The sequence below is a fragment of the Streptomyces sp. HUAS CB01 genome, from assembly GCF_030406905.1.
Lineage (GTDB): Bacteria > Actinomycetota > Actinomycetes > Streptomycetales > Streptomycetaceae > Streptomyces > Streptomyces chengbuensis.
This window is the reverse complement of the sequence record NZ_CP129137.1, coordinates 5520724-5540363: the sequence shown is the minus strand read 5'-3', so window position 1 is coordinate 5540363 and position 19640 is coordinate 5520724. Positions and strand designations below refer to the sequence as shown.

The window sequence follows — 19640 nt, the reverse complement described above, 5'->3', positions numbered from 1 at the left end:
GGGAGGGACCTCCGCAACACGCCCCTAGTTCACGAGGCCCGACGGGCGGTCCACCTCGGACGGGGCGGCGGGGAGCTCGCCCACGGGGCGGCGCCAGCCGTGCTGACCCCGGGCCCGCAGCCACGCCGTGGTCTCCTGCGGTGGCATGGCCGCCGCGACCAGCCAGCCCTGCACCGCGTCGCAGCCCAGGTCGCGCAGCCGCTCCCAGGTCTCGTCGTCCTCGACGCCCTCGGCGACCACCAGCAGTCCGAGGGAATGGGCGAGGTCGACGGTGCAGCGCACGATCTCCGCGTCCTCCGCGTCGATCGCCAGCCGGGCGACGAACGAGCGGTCGATCTTGAGCTCGCTCACGGGCAGCCGGCGCAGATGGACGAGGGAGGAGTAGCCGGTGCCGAAGTCGTCGAGCGACATCTTCACGCCGTGGCCCGTGAGCGCCGCGAGGGTGTCCCCGGCCCGCTGCGGGTCCTCCAGCAGCACATGCTCCGTGATCTCCAGCTGCAGCGCGCCCGCCGGGACGCCGTGCCGGGCGAGCCGTGCGGCGACGGAACCGGCGAAACCGGGGGTGTGGACGTCGCGCGGCGACACGTTGACGGCGACGGGCACCTCGAGGCCCTGGGAGCGCCATTCGGCGACCTGGCCCAGCGCGGACTCCAGCACGTACTCGGTCAGATGAGGCATCAGACCCGACGACTCGGCTATGGCGATGAACTCGTCGGGAGGGACCCGCCCGCGGTCCGGGTGCACCCAGCGCACCAGCGCCTCCAGCCCCGCGACATGACCGTCGAAGCGGACCTTCGGCTGGTAGTGGAGCTCCACGTCACCGGCGTCCAGGGCCCTGCGCAGATCACCGAGCAGCCCGAGCCGGTCCGGGGTGTTCGAGTCGCGCTTGGATTCGTACACCTCGACGCCCGTGCGGTCGCGCTTCGCCTGGTACATCGCCACATCCGCCCGTCGGAGGAGCCCTTCGGCGTCCAGGGCGTGGTCGGGGAAGACGGCGAGGCCGGCGCTGGCCTCCAGGACCAGCGTGAGCCCGTCGAGGTCGAGCGGTGAGGACAGCTGGCCCACGAGGTGCCGGGCGACCCGCTGGGCGCTGGTGGTGGAGTCGGTCGTGGGCAGCAGTACGGCGAACTCGTCGCCGCCCAGCCGCGCTGCCTCCGCTCCGCGCGGCAGTGCGAGTTTCAGCCGCTCGGCGATCTGGAGCAGCAGCCGATCGCCCGCGAGATGCCCGAGTGTGTCGTTGACCGAACGGAACCTGTCGAGGTCGATCAGGACGAGGGCCGAGCGCGCTCCGATCCCTTCCGCCTCCTCCAGCGCCGTCCAGGTGCGCTCCAGCAGCCACTGGCGGTTGGGGAGTTTGGTGAGCGGGTCGCGCAGCTGCTCCTCCGCGCGGGCGCGGGCGATCCACAGCGTGGAGTCGAGGGCGATCAGCGGCACCGCGAACAGCGGCAGCACGATGGGCAGGGCCGTCGCGACGACGCAGATCAGCGGGGCGATGCCGAGCAGGGCGACCGCGACCAGCCCTTGCCGCAGCAGGGCGGTCCGGGCGACCGTGGGCAGTCCGCTGCCCTGCGGCGCCAGGGCGTACCAGAGCAGCGCCCTGGTGACGGCGAGGTACGCGGCCGCGGCGAGCACCACCTCGGGGATCGCGTCCGGCCCCCATTGCAGGGGCTGCCAGGGGTGTTCGACGGTCGGCGCCTCACCGAAGGCGGCCAGGACGAGCGCGGCCGCGCCGATGCCCAGGATGTCCACCGCGCCGTGCAGGGCGCCCTGTCGCCAGCGGTGCCGCCGTGCGACGCCGACCAGCACCACCACGGCGAGGCTGACCATGCCCGCCGGCACCCAGCCGTACAGCAGCAGCACCGCGAGCGTCAGGGCGGCACCGGAACCGGTGCCGCCCCACCAGCGGTCGCGCCCGAGGGCGACCAGATGGCCGACGATGATGCCGGTCAGCACGGCGAGGGACCAGCCCTCGGTATCCCCGGGGAACAGCGCGTGCCCCTCCCGCAGGACGCCGAAGAGCCCCGTCACGAGGGTGAGTGCGGCGATTCCCATGATGACGAACGGCAGCGTCGACGCGATGCCCGCGACGAACGCGAGCCCCCCGAAACCACGCGGCCGTGAGACCGGGGCGGCGCTCTCGGTCGGTTTCATTCCGTCCCTCTCACAGCCGGCGGTGCCGATGCCACGTGATGGCTTCCGTGTCATGCGACCACGGCCGGAACCTCACCACGCGGCCGTGCACGACAGGCGCATACCTCAACAGTAGGCCGCGGAGGGCACTGACGGGCAGCGCTCTACAGCTCTTGCCCGAATGCGACCCGGCCACCCTTATCCATCTGATATGCGCCGAACGAGTGATCCTGGTGGGGAGTTGGCCCGCACGCTCGTGCTATCCCTCGACCGGCGCCGCCACCTCGCGGGCCGCGTCCGGGCCTTGCTCGAGCAGGACCGTGAAGCCGTCCTCGTCCAGTACGGGCACCTTCAGTTGCATGGCCTTGTCGTACTTCGATCCGGGGTTGTCACCCACGACGACGAATGAGGTCTTCTTCGAAACGGAACCCGTCACTTTCGCTCCACGGCTCTGGAGCGCATCTTTTGCGCCATCTCTCGTGTGGTTCTCGAGCGTTCCGGTGACGACGACGGTGAGGCCCTCCAGCGGTCGCGGCCCCTCGTCCTCGCCGGAGCCCTCCTCCTCCATCCGGAGGCCCGCGGCACGCCACTTGCGCAGGATCTCGCGGTGCCAGTCCTCCTCGAACCACTGCTTCACCGAGGCGGCGATGGTCGGCCCGACTCCCTCGACGGCCGCCAGCTCCTCCTCGGACGCCTGCTCGATCCTCTCGATCGAGCGGAACTCCCGGGCCAGCTCCTCGGCGGCGACGGGGCCCACATGACGGATCGAGAGGCCGGTGAGGATGCGGGCCAGCGGGCGCTCCTTGGCGGCCGCGATGTTCTCCAGCATCGCCAGTGTGTTCTTCTTCGGTTCACCCTGCTGATTGGCGAAGACCGTGGCGATCTTCTCCTCGCCCGTCTTCGGGTCCCGCTTGGGCAGTCCGCTGTCCTGGTCCAGCACGTACGCCTTGATGGGCAGCAGCTGGTCCACCGTCAGGTCGAACAGGTCGCCCTCGTCGGCCAGCGGCGGCTCGGCGGGCTCCAGCGGCCTCGTCAGGGCCGCCGCGGCGACATAGCCGAACGCCTCGATGTCCAGGGACTTGCGCCCCGCCAGATAGAACAGGCGTTCCCGCAGTTGGGCGGGGCAGCTACGGGCGTTGGGGCAGCGCAGATCGACGTCGCCCTCCTTCATCGGCCGCAGCGGCGTCCCGCACTCGGGACACTCGGACGGCATGACGAACTCGCGCTCGCTCCCGTCCCGCAGATCGGCGACCGGGCCGAGGATCTCCGGGATCACGTCACCCGCCTTGCGCAGCACGACGGTGTCGCCGATCAGGACGCCCTTGGCCTTCACCACGTCCTGGTTGTGCAACGTCGCGAACTCGACCTCGGAGCCCGCGACCGTCACGGGCTCCACCTGGGCGTACGGGGTGACCCGGCCGGTGCGGCCCACACCGACGCGGATGTCGACCAGCTTGGTGTTGACCTCCTCCGGCGGGTACTTCCAGGCGATCGCCCAGCGCGGCGCCCGTGACGTCGACCCCAGCCGGCCCTGGAGCGGGATCTCGTCCAGCTTGACGACCACCCCGTCGATCTCGTGCTCCACGGAGTGCCGGTGCTCGCCGTAGTAGGCGATGAACGCGCGGACCTCGTCGAGCGAGTCCACCACCTTGTAGTGCCGGGCGGTCGGCAGGCCCCACTCGTGCAGGAGCTCGTAGGCCTCCGAGAGCCTGCCGATCTCCAGTCCCTCGCGCGCGCCGATGCCGTGCACCACCATGTGCAGCGGCAGGGTCGCCGTGACCTTGGGGTCCTTCTGCCGCAGCGAACCCGACGCCGAGTTGCGGGGGTTGGCATAGGGCTGCTCACCGGCCGCGACCCGGCGCGCGTTGAGCTCCTCGAAGGCGTCCATCGGGAAGTAGACCTCGCCCCGGATCTCCACCAGGTCGGGCACGCGCTCGCCCTTGAGCCGGTTCGGGATGTCCGCGATCGTCCGGACGTTCGGAGTGATGTCCTCGCCGGTGCGGCCGTCGCCCCGGGTCGCGGCCCGGGTCAGCCGGCCCTTCTCGTAGGTCAGGTTGACGGCCAGGCCGTCGACCTTGAGCTCGCAGAGGAAGTGGTGGGCGGAGGCCCCGACGTCCTTGGCGACCCGGTCCGCCCAGGCGGCGAGCTCCGCGTCGTCGAAGGCGTTGTCGAGGGACAGCATCCGCTCGCGGTGCTCGACCGCCGTGAACTCCGTCTCGTACGCGACCGAGACCTTCTGGGTCGGCGAGTCGGGCGTGCGCAGCTCCGGATGCTCCTCCTCCAGCGCCTCCAGCGACCGCATCAGCCGGTCGAACTCGGCGTCGCTGATGACCGGTTGGTCCTTCACGTAGTACCGGAAGCGGTGCTCCTCGATCTGCTCGGCCAGCCGGGCATGCTTGTCCCGTGCCTCCGCCGGCGCCGGCCCCTGCTGTTCGACAGCCACCGTCACGTCCTCCCGTTACCTCAGCCCTCAGTCCATCACTCAGGGTTGTCCGCGAGCGATCTCGCCGCCCGGACGCCGTGCGCGAGGGCGGCGCGGGCATAGCCGGGCGAGGCGCCCGCCAGCCCGCACGACGGGGTGATCACGACGGACTCCGCGAGAGTCCCCGGATTCAGCCCCAGCCTGCGCCACAGCGTCCTGACACCCATGACGCTACCGGCAGGGTCGGACAATGGGCCGTCGGTGGAGGGCACGACGCCCGCGAAGAGCATCGTGCCGCCCTCGACCGCCTCGCCGATCGTCTCGTCGTCACGCTCGGTGAGCAGCGCGAAATCGAACGAGATCCCGGCGGCTCCGGCCCGGCGCAGCAGGGCGAACGGCACCTCCGGGGCGCAGGAGTGCACGACCACCGGGACGCCGGCGCCGTCGACGACCTCGCGCAGCGTGTTCTCGGCGAGCTGCCGGTCCACGGCACGGTGCGTCCGGTACCCGCTGGCCGTCCTCACCCGGCCGCGCAGCACAGCCGTGAGGGAGGGCTCGTCGAGCTGGAGCACCGGGCGGGCGCCCGGCACCCGGCGCCGCACGTCGGCGAGGTGGCCGCGCAGTCCTTCGACGAGCGAGCCCGCGAGATCCCGGCAGGCGCCCGGGTCGGCGAGGGCCGCCTCGCCGTTCCTGAGCTCCAGGGCGGCCGCGAGGGTCCAGGGACCGACGGCCTGCACCTTGAGCGGGCCCTCGTAGCCCTGGGTGAACTCCTCCAGCGCGTCCAGGTCCTCGCCGAGCCACGACCGGGCCCGCCGGGTGTCCCGGCCGGGCCGGTCGCTGATCCGCCAGCCGCTCGGCTCCACGTGCGCGTACAGCTCCACGAGGAGCCCGGCGGTCCGGCCGATCATGTCGGCGCCGGGGCCGCGGGCGGGCAGCTCGGGCAGGTGGGGGAAGTCCTCGAAGGAGCCGGTCACGGTCTTCGCGGCCTCGCGCGCGTCACCGCCCGGCAGGGAGCCGACCCCGGTGGCGGGGCCCCACAGGAGGTCGCTCATCGCCCGGGCCGGACGGTGAGGTCGTGGATGTCGGCGTCGCGCGGGAGGTCGAGGGCCGTGAGGATCGTCGTCGCGACCGACTCGGGGTCGATCCACCGCGCCGGGTCGTACTCCTTGCCCTCCTGCTGGTGCACCTTCGCCTGCATGGGGCTCGCGGTGCGGCCGGGGTACACCGACGTCACCCGGACACCGTGCTCCTTCTCCTCGTGGCGCAGGGCGTCGGCCAGTGCCTTGAGGCCGTGCTTGGATGCGGCGTAAGCGCCCCACTCGGCGTGGGCGTTGAGCCCGGCACCCGAGTTGACGAAGATCACCGTGCCCCGGGAGACGCGCAGTTGGGGCAGCATCAGCCGGGTGATTTCCGCCGGGCTCACCAGGTTGACGTTGAGCTGAGCCTGCCAGGTCTTCGGCGTGAGGTCGGCGACCCGGCCGAGGTCCACGACGCCCGCGATGTGCAGCAGCGAGTCGACGCGCTCGGGCAGCGTCTGGTGCGAGAAGGCCCAGGAGAGCCGGTCGGGCGTGGAGAGGTCGCCGACGAGGGTGCGGGAGCCGGGGTAGGCCTGGACCAGTTCCCGGGCGCGTCCGGCGTCACGGGCCAGCAGCACGAGGTCGTCGCCGCGCTCGTGCAGCCGGCGCGCGACCGCCGCGCCGATGCCGGAGCCCGCTCCGGTGATCAGATGTGTAGCCATACCGGCCATGCTCGCATCACTGCACCCCCGCGCTCTCCTCGAGGTGGGCGAGTGCGCCCACCGCGTCCTCGGCGAAGAAGACCAGGTCGGTGAGGGGCACCGGCAGGAACCCCTCCTCGTCCATGCGCTGGAACTGCTGCTTCAGCCCGTCGTAGAAACCCGCCGTGTTGAGCAGCACCACCGGCTTCGCCGTGTGGCCGTGCTTCTTCAGCTCCAGTATCTCCGTGGCCTCGTCCAGCGTGCCCGTGCCGCCGACCATGATCACCACTGCGTCCGACTTGGCGAGCAGCAGCGCCTTCCGTTCGGCGAGGTCGCGCGCGACGACCATCTCGTCGGCGACCTGCCTGGCCTTGTCCTGCAGGAACTCGACCGAGACCCCGACCAGGCGACCGCCGGCCTCGTGCACCCCGTCCGCGACCACCTTCATCAGACCGACGTCCGATCCGCCCCAGACCAGCGTGTGGCCGCCCTTGCCCAGCAGCTCGGCGAACTCGCGGGCGGGGCGGGTGTAGCGGTCGTCGAGGTCGGCGGCGGAGAGGAAGACGCAGATGTTCATGGGGTCACGGTACGGGCCGCCGCCGACACCCGGCCCGGACGGTCGGAGGCCGGGAAAGTTTGGCCGGGAATTCCCCTCGGGCGCCGATGAGTTCGGCCTGCGGGCGCGGTCTGCACGTCATGGACAACCCGAACCCGACGATGAGCAGGACCCGCGGCACCGTGCTGTCGAAGGACGGCACGGTGATCGCGTACGAGCGCCGGGGCGACGGTCCGCCCCTGGTCCTGGTGGGGGGCGCGCTGGCCACGGCCGCCGACGAGGCGCCGCTGGCGAACCTGCTCGCGCACCGGTTCAGCGTGATCGCCTACGACCGGCGGGGCCGCGGCGCCAGCGGGGACACGGCCCCGTACGCGGTGCGGCGGGAGGTCGAGGACCTGGCCGCGGTCGTCGAGGAGGCGGGCGGGCACGTGTGCGTCCACGGCACGGCCTCGGGCGGGGTGCTGGCGCTGGAGGCGGCCGCTTCGGGCGTCCCGGTGGCCCAACTGTCGCTCTACGAGCCTCCGTTCGTCACCGACCCGGCCGGCCGTGAGGCGGCGGCGGCCCGCCGGGAGGACGTGGCGGCCCTGCTCGCCCGGGGCCGGCGGGGCGACGCCCTGAAGCTGTTCCTGTCCGAAGTGCTGCCGCCCGGAGTGCTCGGCGGGCTCCGCCGCTCGCCCCTGTGGGCGGAACTGGAGGCGCGGGCCCACACGCTCGCGTACGACCACGCCGTACTGGGCGACGCCGGTGTGCCGGCCGAGCGGCTCCGCGAGGTCGCCGTGCGTGTGACGGTGGTGGACGGCGGCGCCAGCCCGTCCTGGCGGCGGGACTCGGTCCGGGCGGTCGCCCGGGCCCTCCCGCGCGGGCGGCACCGCACCCTGACGGGCCAGACCCACGAGGTGGCCCCGCATGTGCTGGCGCCGGCGCTGGCGGGGTTCTTCGCCGCGTGAACCGACCAGGGGCGTCGCCCGGCACCGGCGTGCTTCGCGGCGTCGACCGGCCAGGGCGCAGCCCGGCACCGGGGCCCTCCACCGCGTGACCCGACCCACAGCGCAGGCCGGCCCTTCCGGAGACGACCGCGCGGGTGCGTCGCCTGGACCGCGCGGGTGTGCCGCCGGGGAGCGGGCGCCTCAGGCCGTGACCGGGCTCTGCCGGCGCGTCGTCGCCGCGATCGTGGCGGAGCCGACCACGCGCGTGCCGTCGTACAGCACGATCGCCTGGCCGGGGGCGACCCCGCGCACGGGCTCCGTGAACGCCACCCGCAGCTCGCCGTCCACCAGCTCGGCCGAGACCTCCGTCTCGCCGCCGTGTGCGCGCAGCTGCGCCGTGTACGTGCCCGGGCCGTCCGGTGCCGTACCGCACCAGCGGGGCTTGACGGCGGTGAGCGCCGAGACCTCCAGGGCCTCGGCCGGGCCGACGGTGACCGTGTTGTCCACCGGCGAGATGTCCAGCACGTAGCGCGGCTTGCCGTCGGGCGCGGGATGGCCGATGCGCAGGCCCTTGCGCTGGCCGATGGTGAAGCCGTAGGCGCCGTCGTGGGTCCCGAGCCTGGCGCCGGACTCGTCGACGATGTCCCCCTCGGCCTTGCCGAGGCGCCTGGCGAGGAAGCCCTGGGTGTCGCCGTCGGCGATGAAGCAGATGTCGTGGCTGTCGGGCTTCTTGGCCACGGCCAGACCGCGCCGTTCGGCCTCCGCGCGGATCTCGTCCTTGGTGGTGAGGGTGTCGCCCAGCGGGAACATGGCATGGGCGAGCTGCCGCTCGTCGAGCACGCCGAGCACGTAGGACTGGTCCTTGGCCATGTCGCTGGCGCGGTGGAGCTCGCGGCCGCCGTCCTCGCGCACGACCACCGTCGCGTAGTGGCCCGTGCACACGGCGTCGAAGCCGAGGGCGAGCGCCTTGTCGAGCAGCGCGGCGAACTTGATCTTCTCGTTGCAGCGCAGGCAGGGATTGGGGGTGCGGCCCGCCTCGTACTCCGCGACGAAGTCCTCGACCACGTCCTCGCGGAACCGCTCGGCGAGGTCCCAGACGTAGAACGGGATACCGATGACGTCCGCGGCACGGCGGGCGTCGCGGGAGTCCTCGACGGTGCAGCACCCGCGCGCTCCGGTGCGGAACGACTGGGGGTTCGCCGAGAGTGCCAGATGCACTCCGGTCACGTCATGGCCCGCTTCGGCGGCCCGGGCGGCGGCGACGGCGGAGTCCACGCCGCCGGACATGGCGGCGAGGACGCGGAGGGGACGCTGGCGTGTCTCAGTCATAGCCCTATCAGGGTACGGGGCGCCGGGAACCGAAAGCTCGCACGTGGACGTTCGAGAGGTGATCGGGTGCGAAGAGGGGTGGCATGGGCAGCGGGAAGACACATCGCGGCGTCGGCAGACGGGCCGTGCTGATCGGCGGCGGAACGGCGCTGGTCGGCGCGGGCGTGGTGGCCCGGGACGAGCTGAGACGGCTGTGGTGGCGGCTGCCCGGCATGGAGAAGAAGCGCGTCGAGGGAGCGCTGGACCACGCGGGCGCCGTGTGGACGGCCGCCTCCCGGGCGAACTGGCGTCGGGCCGACCGGCCCGACGACTACACGATCGACCGGGTCGTGATCCATGTCGTCCAGGGCAGCTACCGGACGGCCCTGCGGGTGTTCAAGGACCCCGGCCACGGCGCCGCCGCACACTACGTGGTGGGCAAGGACGGGCGGGTCGCGCAGATGATCCGCGAGCTCGACGTCGCCTTCCACGCGGGCAACCGGGGCGTCAACGAGCGGAGCATCGGCATCGAGCACGAGGGCTTCGTCGACCGCCCCGAGGACTTCACGGACGCGATGTACGCCTCGTCGGCACGCCTGACGGCCGGCATCTGCGCGCGGTACGGGATCCCCGTGGACCGGGAGCACATCATCGGCCACGTCGAGGTGCCGGGGACCGACCACACCGATCCCGGCCCGCACTGGGACTGGGACCGGTACCTGCCGATGGTGCGGCAGGCGCTGGCCGCCCGGCCGTCGCCCGGTACGACGACGGCTAGCTGAGCCCTGCGGTACGGGCCCGCTCCACGGCGGGTCCGATCGCCTTGGCGACGGCTTCGACGTCCTCCACCGTGGAGGTGTGGCCGAGGCTGAAGCGGAGCGTGCCGCGGGCCAGGTCCGGATCGGCGCCGGTGGCGAGGAGGACGTGGCTGGGCTGGGCGACGCCCGCCGTGCAGGCCGAGCCGGTGGAGCACTCGATGCCCTGCGCGTCCAGGAGCAGCAGCAGGGAGTCGCCCTCGCAGCCGGGGAACGTGAAGTGGGCGTTGGCCGGGAGCCGGTCGCCCGGGTCGCCGCCGAGGATCGCGTCGGGCACGGCCTCGAGGACGGCGCCGACGAGCCGGTCGCGCAGGGCGCCGATCTCGCGGGCGAACTCCTCGCGGCGCTCGGCGGCGAGCCGGCCGGCCACGGCGAAGGCGGCGACGGCGGGGACGTCCAGCGTCCCGGAGCGCACATGGCGTTCCTGTCCGCCGCCGTGCAGCACGGGCACGGGCGTGTACTCGCGGCCCAGCAGCAGCGCGCCGATGCCGTAGGGGCCGCCGATCTTGTGACCGCTCACGGTCATCGCGGCCAGACCGGAGGCGGCGAAGTCGACGTCGAGCTGTCCGACGGCCTGGACCGCGTCGGAGTGCAGCGGAATGTCGAACTCGGCTGCGGTGTCGGCGAGTTCGCGGACCGGCATCACCGTGCCGATCTCGTTGTTGGCCCACATCACGGTGGCGAAGGCCACGTCGGAGGGGTCGCGCTCGACGGCCTCCCGGAACGCCTCCGGGTGCACCCGGCCGAGGGGGTCCACCGGCAGGTACTCGACGTTCGCGCCCTCGTGCTCGGCGAGCCAGTGCACGGCGTCGAGGACGGCGTGGTGCTCGACCGGGCTGGCAAGAACGCGGGTGCGGCGCGGGTCGTCGGCACGGCGGGCCCAGTAGAGGCCCTTGACGGCCAGATTGTCCGCCTCGGTACCGCCGGAGGTGAGGACGACCTCGCTGGGGCGCGCCCCGAGCGCCTCGGCGAGGGTCTCGCGGGCCTCCTCGACGGTGCGGCGGGCCCTGCGGCCCGCAGCGTGCAACGACGAGGCGTTGCCGGTGACGGCGAGCTGGGCGGTCATCGCCTCGATCGCCTCCGGAAGCATCGGAGTGGTCGCGGCGTGGTCGAGGTAAGCCATGGTGGACACGATTCTACGAGCCGCCCGGAGCCCGGCTTGCGCCCCGGGGCCCGGACGGGTCAGCCGACCGGACTCCAGACGACGACGCCGTTGCCCACGACGAGCGCGGCGAGGACGACGAGGTCGGCGACGCCGAGCGCCAGACCCAGCAGGGCCCGTCCGCGCCGGGCGGTACCGCGCCACAGCGCGAGGCCGGCGAGGACGACGGCGACGGGGCCGAGCACGATGTTCATCACGAGCAGCCCGACCAGTCCGAGGACGAACGACGCGACGGCCATGCCGTCGGCGTCGCGCGTGCCGGTGAACCGGCGGGCGGGTGCGGTGAGTTCCACGGTGGTCCCTCCTCGGATCAGCGGGCGGCCCGGCGCGCGTGGCGCTCACGCACGGCGAACACGAGCAGCCAGACGCCGATGACGGCGGCGGCCGCGGTGGACACGGGCAGCGGGATGTGGGCCACGGCACCCAGGACGACGCCCAGTAAGGCGACCGCGGCGACGAGGGCGATCATCTTCCTCGACCTTCCTTTCGGTGAAGCAGTCGGAGCCGATCCGGAGAACGGCCCGGGGTGCGGGCCAGATCTCAGAGTACGACTGTTAACTGACTACCCAGTCTAGGCTTCCGCATACCAGAGAACAGTTGTTTACTGAATGTCATGAGTCACACCGTCGGCATCCGCCAGGCCCAGAAGTTGAAGACCCGTCAGGCGCTTCTGGACACCGCACTGCAACTGCTGGAGCACCAGAGCCTGAGCAGCCTCGGGCTGCGCGAGCTGACACGGGCGGTCGGCGTCGCGCCGACGGCGTTCTACCGGCACTTCGCGGATGTGGCGGAGCTCGGCGTGGCCCTCGTCGAGGAGACGCTGGGCAGTCTGCACGGACTGATCGGGGCGATCCTCGCGGAGACCGGCGACGCCGAGGTGCGGATCGCGCGGACCGTGGACCTCATCGCCCGTCACGTCCGTGAGCAGCCCGCCCACTTCCGTTTCATCGCGCGCGAGCGGCACGGTGGTGTCGGACCGGTGCGCGCGGCGATCGCCGCCCAACTCGACGCCTTCACCGAGGAGGTGGCCGCGGCGCTCGGGCGCGAACCGGTGTCGGCGGACTGGAGCGAGGAGGACCTGCGCATGCTGGCGGGCGTCTACGTGGAGCACATGGTGATGACCGCCTCGGCGTTCCTCACGGCCCAGGAGACCGGGGAGTCCGGCGCCCTCGACGCGCCCGGCGAGGAGCAGGTGGCGCGCACGGCCCGCGACCGTCTCCGCCTGGTGTCGCTCGGCCGCCTGCACTGGACGGGGCGCGACACCGGTCGCTGACGGCACGGGTGGCGGCGGCCGCGGCGGACCTCCCCGCGCACCGCAAGGGCACCCGCCAAAGCGCCCGTTCGCACGCCGGCGCCCTCACGGATCCGGCCGGCCGGACCCGGGGCCGGCACGGCCTACGGCTCGTCCGCGGGGCGTCCCTCCCCCGCCATGAAACGCCACACGAGGCCGTGCCCCAGCACCACCAGCAGGATCAGCAGAACCGCCTCCGCCTGGATCGGTGCGAGCCCGATCGCACCCGCGATCCCGGGCACGGCCCCCACCACCGCGATCAGGACGTACACCAGCGCCGCCGACCCCATGATCACGGCCAGGAAGGGGGACGAGCCGTCCCGTCGCCCGTGGGCGAGGAGCCGCAGCGTGGACACACAGCCGATCACGGCGAGCAGGGCGAAGCTCGCCCGCCAGAGCCCGGGGGTCGAGTCGCCGCCGACCTGGGCGAACAGCCCCATCAGCGCCGGCAGCAGGAAGGAGAGGTAGACGCCGCCGACGATGCGGCGCAGGGCCCGCCCGCGCATCCAGTCGTCATGCCCCTGCACCACGTTCCACCAGAGGCCGACGAGCGTGAAGCAGGTGGCCGCGAACAGGGCGTAGAACGTGCTGACATCCATCCGGCCTCCTCCGTGGGGGCGGCCACGCCGCCCGGGACCCGCCGGGGTCGGCACGTCGTGCAGCCGGAACCGGTCCGCGCCGCGGGCGGTCCGGCGACGCGCCCGGCCCCGGCGTGGGCGAGGGTCCCACGGGGGTGGAGCCGCCCCGGAGCACCGACACTCCCCGGCCACCCGGGCGGGCGCGGGCGTCGCCTCCGCCGCGTGCGGCCGCGGGCCGCCCGCCGTCGGGCCCGGCGGAGCGGCAGCCGGAACGCCGGCCCGGGAAAGGCCGGGCCCCAGGGACGGCAGAGACGCAGAGACGGACGGGAAACCGGTCCCGCCGAGCGGCCGCCCGCTGTCCGGACGCGCGAGGCCACCCGAGCGACGGGCACGGAAGCGCGCGACCACGGACGGCAGGGCCCGCAGACGGCCGGACCGCCGACGCACCGGGGGATCAGCCGCGTGCGAGCGGCGCCTTCGCCAGCTGGCGGGACTGGGCGACCAGACGGTCCGCGCTGTCCCAGACCTCGGCGTCCTCCTCCAGGAAGCCGCCCGCGAGATTGCGGGTGCTGATGGAGACGCGCAGCGGCCCCGGCGCCGGGCGGCAGCGGATGTGCGTGGTGAGCTCGACGGTCGGCGTCCAGCCCTTGAGGCCCAGCTCGAACGAGGTGGGCGGGAGCGCGTCGACGGTGAGGAGCAACGAGAGCGGGTCCGCGTCCCGGCCGTCGGCGAGACCGAACCAGCCCCGCATCTCCCCCCTGCCCGAGGGCATGCCGACCGCCCAGCCCACGGTGGCGGGGTCGAGCTTGATGTTCAGCCGCTCGGTGATGGCGGAGGAGCCCGGGATGGCGGGCGCCGGTCCGTCGGACGGGCCGAGGCAGTCCTGGTAGGCCGGGATGGCCGGGGGCCGCGCGGTCGTCCGGACGTCGTCGGGCAGTGCGTCGAGGTCGCCGTAGGTGGCGAGGACGCGGATGCGCTCGACCTCGCTGCCGTCCTCGGCGTACTGGAAGAGGGAGGCCTGGCCGGTGGAGAGGGTGCGTCCGGTACGGATCGTCTCGGTGCGGATCACCGCGGGCCCGGGCTCGGAGGGGCTGAGGTAGTGCGCAGAGACCGTGAACGGGTCGGGGTGCGGGAGGGCTTCCCCGAGGGCGCGGCCGAGCAGCGCCAGCAGATAGCCGCCGTTGACGGCGGAGATGATCGTCCAGCCCGCGGAGAGCTCCGCGTCGTAGACGCCGGGTACGCCGGGGTCCCGGAGGGTGACAGCGGTGTCGCGGTCGAACTCACTGTTACCGATGGTTGCCTGTGCCACCTGTGCCATGGCTGAACCGTACAACAGATAACTACTAAGCGGTAGCTTTGCCGAATCCCTCGTTCCCGGGCTCGGTCGCGCTGGACCTCCGGTTCCAGGCGCGTGGCGCGCGCCAGTGGAACCGCATCGCGAGCAGGCGCATGAGGAAGGCGGTCAGGACGGCGAGACCGCTGGTCAGCCCGTTGAGCATGTCGAAGCGGATGAAGAGGACGACCATCGTGGCGCCGACGATCGCGGGAACGGCGTACAGATCGCGGTCCCAGCGCAGCAGCGACGGAACCTCGTTCGCGAGGACGTCACGCAGCACACCGCCGCCGACCGCCGTGGCGAGCCCGAGCGTCGCGGAGGCCGTCAGACCGAGGCCGTACTCGTACGCCTTGGTCGTGCCGGTGACGGCGAACAGGCCCAGACCGGCTGCGTCGAACACGTTGACCGAGCCCTGGATCCGCTCGACCTCGGGGTGGAGGAAGAAGACCAGCACCGCCGCCACGATCGGCATCACGAAGTACCCGAGGTCCGTGAAGGCGGCGGGCGGGACGGCGCCGATGACCAGGTCGCGGAACAGCCCGCCGCCCAGTGCCGTGACCTCGGCGAGCACCGCGATGCCGAAGACGTCGAAGTTCTTCCGCACGGCGAGCAGGGCGCCGGAGATGGCGAAGACGAAGATGCCGACGAGGTCGAGGGCGTGTTGGACGGAGGGGGTGAACAGTTCCTGGAGCACCGCCCAATTGTGCCGTCTCCGGACGGAGGGCCCGTCCACACGTCGGTCCGGGACCCCCGGGGAAACGGGGATTCCCGGGGAAACGGGGACTCCCGGGGGGAGACAGGGACTCCCGGAGGAAACGGGACTCCCGGGGGAGACAGGGACTCCCGGGGGGAGACAGGGACTCCCGGAGGAAACGGGGATTCCCGGGGAAACGGGGACTCCCGGGGGAAACGGGACCGGGGCGCGGGCAGATGGCCCGCGCCCCGGTGCACGTACCGCTACTTGCCGGCGGGCGCCTCCGAGGTCTTCCCCCCGGGGGCCTCGGACTTCTCGGCCTCGGCCCCGTCCGCGTCGGGCTCCAGGGCCTCGGCGTCGGCCGCCCCGGACTTCTCGTCCTGTTCCGCCACGGCGTCCGCCGCCTCGGGAGCCTCGTCCTTCTCGGCCACGGCGTCCGCCGCACCGTCCGCCTCCGGCGCCTCGTTCGTGCCGGACGCCTCACCGGCCCCGGCGTCGTCGCCGGGCGTTCCGCCCCGGGGCGAGGGCACCGTGACCTCCGTTGCCTCCGCCTCCGCCGCGTCCGCAGCGTCGTCATGGGCTTCGGCCACCGACCCGGACGTGGCGACGACCTCCGGGTCGACGTCCTCGACGCCCTCACGGACCGCCGGGACGACCTCGCCCGAGGTACGGGCGATCTCGCCCGACGCGATCTCCGCCGCGAAGTGGCACGCCACCTTGTGCCCGCCCCCGAGGTCCTTCAGCTCGGGCCGCTCCGTGGCGCACAGGGTGTCCTGCTTCCACGGGCAGCGCGTGTGGAAGCGGCAGCCCGCAGGGGGGTCCGCGGGGGACGGCAGGTCCCCCAGCAGCAGGATGCGCTCGCGGCGGTCCTCGACCTCCGGGTCCGGCACCGGCACCGCCGACATCAGCGCCTTGGTGTACGGGTGCTTCGGCTCCTCGTACAGCGCGTCGCTCGGGGCCTCCTCCACCAGCGAGCCCAGGTACATGACCCCGATGACGTCGGAGATGTGCCTGACGACGGCGAGGTCGTGGGCGATGACGAGGTACGTCAGGCCCATGGACTCCTGGAGCTCCTCCAGCAGGTTGATGACCTGCGCCTGGATGGAGACGTCCAGTGCCGAGACCGGCTCGTCGCAGATGATCACGTCCGGTTCGAGGACGAGCGCCCGGGCGATGCCGATGCGCTGGCGCTGGCCGCCCGAGAACTCGTGCGGGTAGCGGGAGAGGGAGTTCCCGGGGAGGCCGACCTTCGCCAGGATCTCCTTGATCTTCTCCCGGCGCTGCTCCTGGTTCGCCCCGATGCCGTGCGCGGCCATGCCCTCGGACAGGATCGACTCGATGTTCTGCCGGGGGTTGAGGCTGCCGAGCGGGTCCTGGAACACCATCTGGAGACGCCGGCGGAAGCTGCGCATCTCCTTCTCGGGCAGCTTCGCCACGTCCGTTCCGTCGAGGACGACCTTGCCGTCCGTGACGTCGACGAGACGCAGCACCGCCCGGCCTAGCGTGGTCTTGCCGCAGCCGGACTCGCCGACGAGCCCGTACGTCTGGCCGGCCTCGACGGACAGCGAGATGCCGTCCACGGCGTAGACGTGGCCGACCGTGCGGTCGAAGAGGATGCCCTTCTTGACGGGGAAGTGGACCTTCACTCCGTCGAGTTCGAGCAGGCTCATGCCGGGACCTCCGTCGTGGCCAGGACCGGGTTGACGCAGCGGGCCTCGTGTCCGGGCTCGCGGGGTTCGGTCAGTTCGGGCGTGCCGGTCAGACAGCCCATCTCGTAACGGTCGCAGCGGGGCGCGAAGGCACAGCCCTCGGCCCAGGCGATCTGGTCGTTGATGGAGCCGCGGATGGGGTTGAGCGGCTCGCCGCGCGGGGCGTCGAGCCGTGGGATGGAACCGAGCAGCCCGTGCGTGTACGGGTGCGTCGGGTGCGCGAACAGCTCCCGCCGCCCCGAGGACTCGACGACCTTGCCCGCGTACAGCACGTTGACCTGGTCGCAGAGCCCGGCGACGACACCCAGGTCATGGGTGATCATCAGCAGGGCGGTGCCCTCCTGGTCGACGAGTTCCTTGAGCAGTTCGAGGATCTGCGCCTGGATGGTGACGTCGAGCGCCGTGGTCGGCTCGTCCGCGATGAGCAGCCGGGGCGCACAGGCGACGGCCATGGCGATCAGCGCCCGCTGGCGCATACCGCCGGAGAGCTGGTGCGGGTACTCCGTCAGCCGCCGGTCCGGGTCGGGGATGCCGACGCGGTCCAGCAGGTGCACGGCCTCCTTTCGGGCGGCCTCGCCCTTCATGCCGCGGTGGCGCTGGAGGATCTCGGTCACCTGGACGCCGATCGGGACGACCGGGTTCAGGGAGGACAGCGGGTCCTGGAAGATCATCGCGAGCTTGCTGCCGCGCAGGTCCCGCATCTTGCGAGGGCTCATCGACAGCAGGTCGGAGCCGTCGAAGTCGGCCCGTCCGCCGAGGGTGACGCCCTTGCGCGGGAGGAGTCCCATCAGCGCGAGCGAGGTGACGGACTTGCCGCAGCCCGACTCGCCGACGAGTCCGACGACCTGGCCCTCGTCCACGGAGAACGAGACGCCGTTGACGGCCTTGACGTCCTTGCGGCCGCGTCCGCCGAAGGTGACGGTCAGTTCGTCCACATTGAGCAGTGGCATGACATCAACCTCGCAGCTTCGGGTCGAGGGCTTCGCGCATGGCCTCGCCGAGCAGGGTGAAGCCCAGGGCGGTGATGATGATGGCGACCGCCGGGTACATCGACATCATCGGCGCGTTGTCGAAGAAGCGCTGCGCCTGCGAGAGCATGACGCCCCACTCCGGCACGGCCGGATCGGGGTTGCCGAGACCGAGGTAGGACAGCGCCGCCGCCTCGATGATCGCGGTGGCGAGGCTGAGGGTCGCCTGGACGATCACCGGGCTCAGCGAGTTGGGCATGATCTGCGTGAGGACGATGCGCCGCTTGCGGATGCCGAGGGACCGCGCCGCCAGCACGTAGTCCTTGCCGCCCTGGGCGAGCATCGAACCGCGCAGGAGCCGGGCGAAGATGGGGATCTGCACCACACCGACGGCGATCATCACCGTGGTCAGCGACTGGCCCATCACGGCGGCCACGGAGACCGCGAGCAGCAGCGACGGCAGCGCCAGCATGAGGTCGGTGACACGCATGACGGCGTCGTCGAGGCGCCGTCCCGCGCGCCCGCCGAGGGTGGCCGCAGCGCCCGACAGGGCCCCGATCAGGGCGCCGAGGACCAGGCCGATGAGCATCGAGACCACACCGACAAGCAGCGTCTGCCGGGCTCCCACGAGCATGCGGGAGAACATGTCGCGGCCCAGGTGGTCCAGGCCGAACCAGTTCTCGCCCCGGGCACCCACGAACCTTCCCTGGTTGGGGAAGACTTCGCCCCGCCACGTCTGGGCGGTCGGGGCGTGCGGGGCGAACCACGGGCCCACGACCGCCACCACGACGAACACGGCGATGACGACCGCACCGATGATCGCCATCTTGCTGCTGCGCAGCCTGCGGAACGCCTCGCGCCACAGGCTGGCACCGCTCGACGTCTCGGCCTTCGCGGTGAGCTCGGCGAGCCGGTCGATCTTCGATGTCTTGGTAGTTGCCAGGCTCATCAGTGCACCCGCACCCTCGGATCGATGACGCTGTACGCGAGGTCCACCAGCAGGTTGATCAGCACGTACAGGGTCGCGATGAACATGATGAAGCCGACGAGCACCGGGTAGTCACGGGCGTCGATCGCCGTCCGGATGAAGGAGCCGATACCCCCGAAGGAGAAGACCGACTCGGTGAGCACGGCGCCCGACAGCAGGCTTCCGGTGAGCAGACCGATCGTGGTGACCACGGGAAGCAGCGCGTTGCGCAGGATGTGCCGGCCACGGACGGTCTTGCGCTCCAGGCCCTTGGACTCGGCGGTGCGGATGTAGTCCTCGCCGAGGACCTCCAGCACGCTGGCCCGGGTCATGCGCACGATGACGGCGAGCGGGATGGAGGAGAGGGCGAGCGCGGGCAGCACCAGGTGCCTGATCGCGTCCCACGAGGCGTCGAACTCGCCGGTGAGAACGCCGTCGAGGACGGCGAATCCGGTCACGTCCGTGGCGTCGAGGCCCGTTTCCATCCGGCCGTAGCTGGGGAAGAGACCGAGGTTGACGGCGAAGACGCCCTTGAGGATCAGGGCGAGGAAGAAGACCGGGATACAGATCCCGACGAGTGACCCGGAGACCGAGGCCACGTCGAGCCAGCCACCGCGCTTGCGGGCGGCGAGATAGCCGAGCGGAATGCCGACCGCCACGGCGATCAGCATGGCGGCGACGCTCAGTTCGACGGTCGCCGGGAACCGGAGGACGAACTCGTCCCACACCGGCTGCCCCGTCTGGGTCGAGGTGCCGAGGTCGAGTTCGAAGATGCGCTTGAGGAAGCGTCCGTACTGGACGTAGAGCGGCTGGTCGAGTCCGAGCGCCCGGTTGATGCGTGCCACTTCGGCTTCGGTCGCCCGCTCGCCCAGGATCGCTGAGGCGGGTCCGCCGGGCAGCCGGTTCAGCCAGATGAAGAGCAGAACCGACAGGCCGAGCAGGGTGGGTATCAGCTGTAGCAGTCGTCGTACGACGAGTCGCAACACCCCGCATGCCCCTTTCTTGCGTGTGTTGTACGAGTGGTACGGAAATGGGATGCAGGTCCGCCCGGCCACGTGTGT

19 protein-coding genes are annotated in these 19640 nt (G+C 72.1%); 3 read left to right on the top strand and 16 right to left on the bottom strand.

All coding sequences use genetic code 11. The features are described 5' to 3' along the window. Positions 1-24: 24 nt before the first annotated feature. The 5 genes from QRN89_RS24560 to QRN89_RS24540 all read right to left on the bottom strand — a co-directional run bounded on the left by QRN89_RS24560 (position 25) and on the right by QRN89_RS24540 (position 6846). On the bottom strand, positions 25-2151 hold the full coding sequence (locus tag QRN89_RS24560) for a putative bifunctional diguanylate cyclase/phosphodiesterase (RefSeq protein ID WP_290351548.1): 2127 nt from the start codon (positions 2149-2151) through the stop codon (positions 25-27). Between the two features lie 238 nt (positions 2152-2389). Continuing rightward, entirely contained in the window at positions 2390-4573 is a 2184-nt protein-coding gene (gene ligA / locus QRN89_RS24555) for an NAD-dependent DNA ligase LigA (RefSeq protein ID WP_290351547.1), read from the bottom strand. A 35-nt stretch (positions 4574-4608) separates the two neighbouring features. Beyond that, positions 4609-5604 carry a methionine synthase gene (locus QRN89_RS24550; RefSeq protein ID WP_290351546.1) on the bottom strand — a complete coding sequence of 332 codons (996 nt, stop codon included), beginning with the start codon at positions 5602-5604 and terminating at the stop codon, positions 4609-4611. Beyond that, positions 5601-6299 (bottom strand): SDR family oxidoreductase, encoded by a 699-nt coding sequence (locus tag QRN89_RS24545; RefSeq protein ID WP_290351545.1) that lies wholly within the window; start codon positions 6297-6299, stop codon positions 5601-5603. Before QRN89_RS24545 ends, QRN89_RS24550 begins: the two co-directional genes overlap by 4 nt. A gap of 7 nt (positions 6300-6306) precedes the next feature. After that, entirely contained in the window at positions 6307-6846 is a 540-nt protein-coding gene (locus tag QRN89_RS24540; RefSeq protein ID WP_290351544.1) for an LOG family protein, read from the bottom strand. 119 nt (positions 6847-6965) lie between these two features. Between QRN89_RS24540 and QRN89_RS24535 the strand changes: the two genes are divergently transcribed. Beyond that, a complete protein-coding gene (locus QRN89_RS24535; protein WP_290353846.1) occupies positions 6966-7772 on the top strand; it encodes an alpha/beta fold hydrolase in 807 nt (268 codons plus the stop codon). Positions 7773-7952: 180 nt separating this feature from the next. Here the strand turns inward: QRN89_RS24535 and mnmA are convergent, their stop codons facing one another. After that, a complete protein-coding gene (gene mnmA / locus QRN89_RS24530) occupies positions 7953-9080 on the bottom strand; it encodes a tRNA 2-thiouridine(34) synthase MnmA (RefSeq protein WP_290351543.1) in 1128 nt (375 codons plus the stop codon). A gap of 83 nt (positions 9081-9163) precedes the next feature. Here mnmA and QRN89_RS24525 point away from each other — a divergent pair, with 83 nt between their 5' ends. Beyond that, positions 9164-9841 carry an N-acetylmuramoyl-L-alanine amidase gene (locus QRN89_RS24525; protein WP_290351542.1) on the top strand — a complete coding sequence of 226 codons (678 nt, stop codon included), beginning with the start codon at positions 9164-9166 and terminating at the stop codon, positions 9839-9841. On the opposite strand, the gene QRN89_RS24520 is transcribed toward QRN89_RS24525, so the two are convergent. Genes QRN89_RS24520 through QRN89_RS24510 form a run of 3 tightly spaced genes read right to left on the bottom strand, consistent with a single transcriptional unit; the run spans position 9834 to position 11505 of the window. Beyond that, positions 9834-10997 carry a cysteine desulfurase family protein gene (locus tag QRN89_RS24520; RefSeq protein WP_290351541.1) on the bottom strand — a complete coding sequence of 388 codons (1164 nt, stop codon included), beginning with the start codon at positions 10995-10997 and terminating at the stop codon, positions 9834-9836. The two genes, QRN89_RS24525 and QRN89_RS24520, sit on opposite strands and share 8 nt — an antisense overlap. Positions 10998-11056: 59 nt before the next feature. Then, complete coding sequence (locus tag QRN89_RS24515) at positions 11057-11329, bottom strand: DUF4190 domain-containing protein (RefSeq protein ID WP_290351540.1); 273 nt, start codon at positions 11327-11329, stop codon at positions 11057-11059. 17 nt (positions 11330-11346) lie between these two features. Next, complete coding sequence (locus QRN89_RS24510) at positions 11347-11505, bottom strand: hypothetical protein (RefSeq protein ID WP_290351539.1); 159 nt, start codon at positions 11503-11505, stop codon at positions 11347-11349. A 144-nt stretch (positions 11506-11649) separates the two neighbouring features. Between QRN89_RS24510 and QRN89_RS24505 the strand changes: the two genes are divergently transcribed. Continuing rightward, complete coding sequence (locus QRN89_RS24505) at positions 11650-12309, top strand: TetR family transcriptional regulator (protein WP_290351538.1); 660 nt, start codon at positions 11650-11652, stop codon at positions 12307-12309. Positions 12310-12431: 122 nt separating this feature from the next. Here the strand turns inward: QRN89_RS24505 and QRN89_RS24500 are convergent, their stop codons facing one another. The 7 genes from QRN89_RS24500 to QRN89_RS24470 all read right to left on the bottom strand — a co-directional run bounded on the left by QRN89_RS24500 (position 12432) and on the right by QRN89_RS24470 (position 19565). Further along, positions 12432-12926, bottom strand: a complete 495-nt coding sequence (locus QRN89_RS24500) for a hypothetical protein (protein ID WP_290351537.1) — start codon at positions 12924-12926, stop codon at positions 12432-12434. Positions 12927-13359: 433 nt separating this feature from the next. Beyond that, positions 13360-14223: a thioesterase family protein gene (locus QRN89_RS24495; RefSeq protein ID WP_290351536.1), complete on the bottom strand. Its 864-nt coding sequence runs from the start codon at positions 14221-14223 to the stop codon at positions 13360-13362. 25 nt (positions 14224-14248) lie between these two features. Beyond that, positions 14249-14935: a trimeric intracellular cation channel family protein gene (locus QRN89_RS24490; RefSeq protein WP_290351535.1), complete on the bottom strand. Its 687-nt coding sequence runs from the start codon at positions 14933-14935 to the stop codon at positions 14249-14251. 263 nt (positions 14936-15198) lie between these two features. Next, entirely contained in the window at positions 15199-16605 is a 1407-nt protein-coding gene (locus QRN89_RS24485; RefSeq protein ID WP_290351534.1) for an oligopeptide/dipeptide ABC transporter ATP-binding protein, read from the bottom strand. Beyond that, complete coding sequence (locus QRN89_RS24480; protein ID WP_290351533.1) at positions 16602-17594, bottom strand: ABC transporter ATP-binding protein; 993 nt, start codon at positions 17592-17594, stop codon at positions 16602-16604. Before QRN89_RS24480 ends, QRN89_RS24485 begins: the two co-directional genes overlap by 4 nt. A gap of 4 nt (positions 17595-17598) precedes the next feature. Then, complete coding sequence (locus tag QRN89_RS24475; protein WP_290351532.1) at positions 17599-18561, bottom strand: ABC transporter permease; 963 nt, start codon at positions 18559-18561, stop codon at positions 17599-17601. Further along, the gene (locus tag QRN89_RS24470; RefSeq protein ID WP_290351531.1) at positions 18561-19565 is read right to left on the bottom strand and encodes an ABC transporter permease; all 1005 of its coding nucleotides are present in this window, start codon (positions 19563-19565) and stop codon (positions 18561-18563) included. Before QRN89_RS24470 ends, QRN89_RS24475 begins: the two co-directional genes overlap by 1 nt. Positions 19566-19640 lie beyond the last annotated feature (75 nt).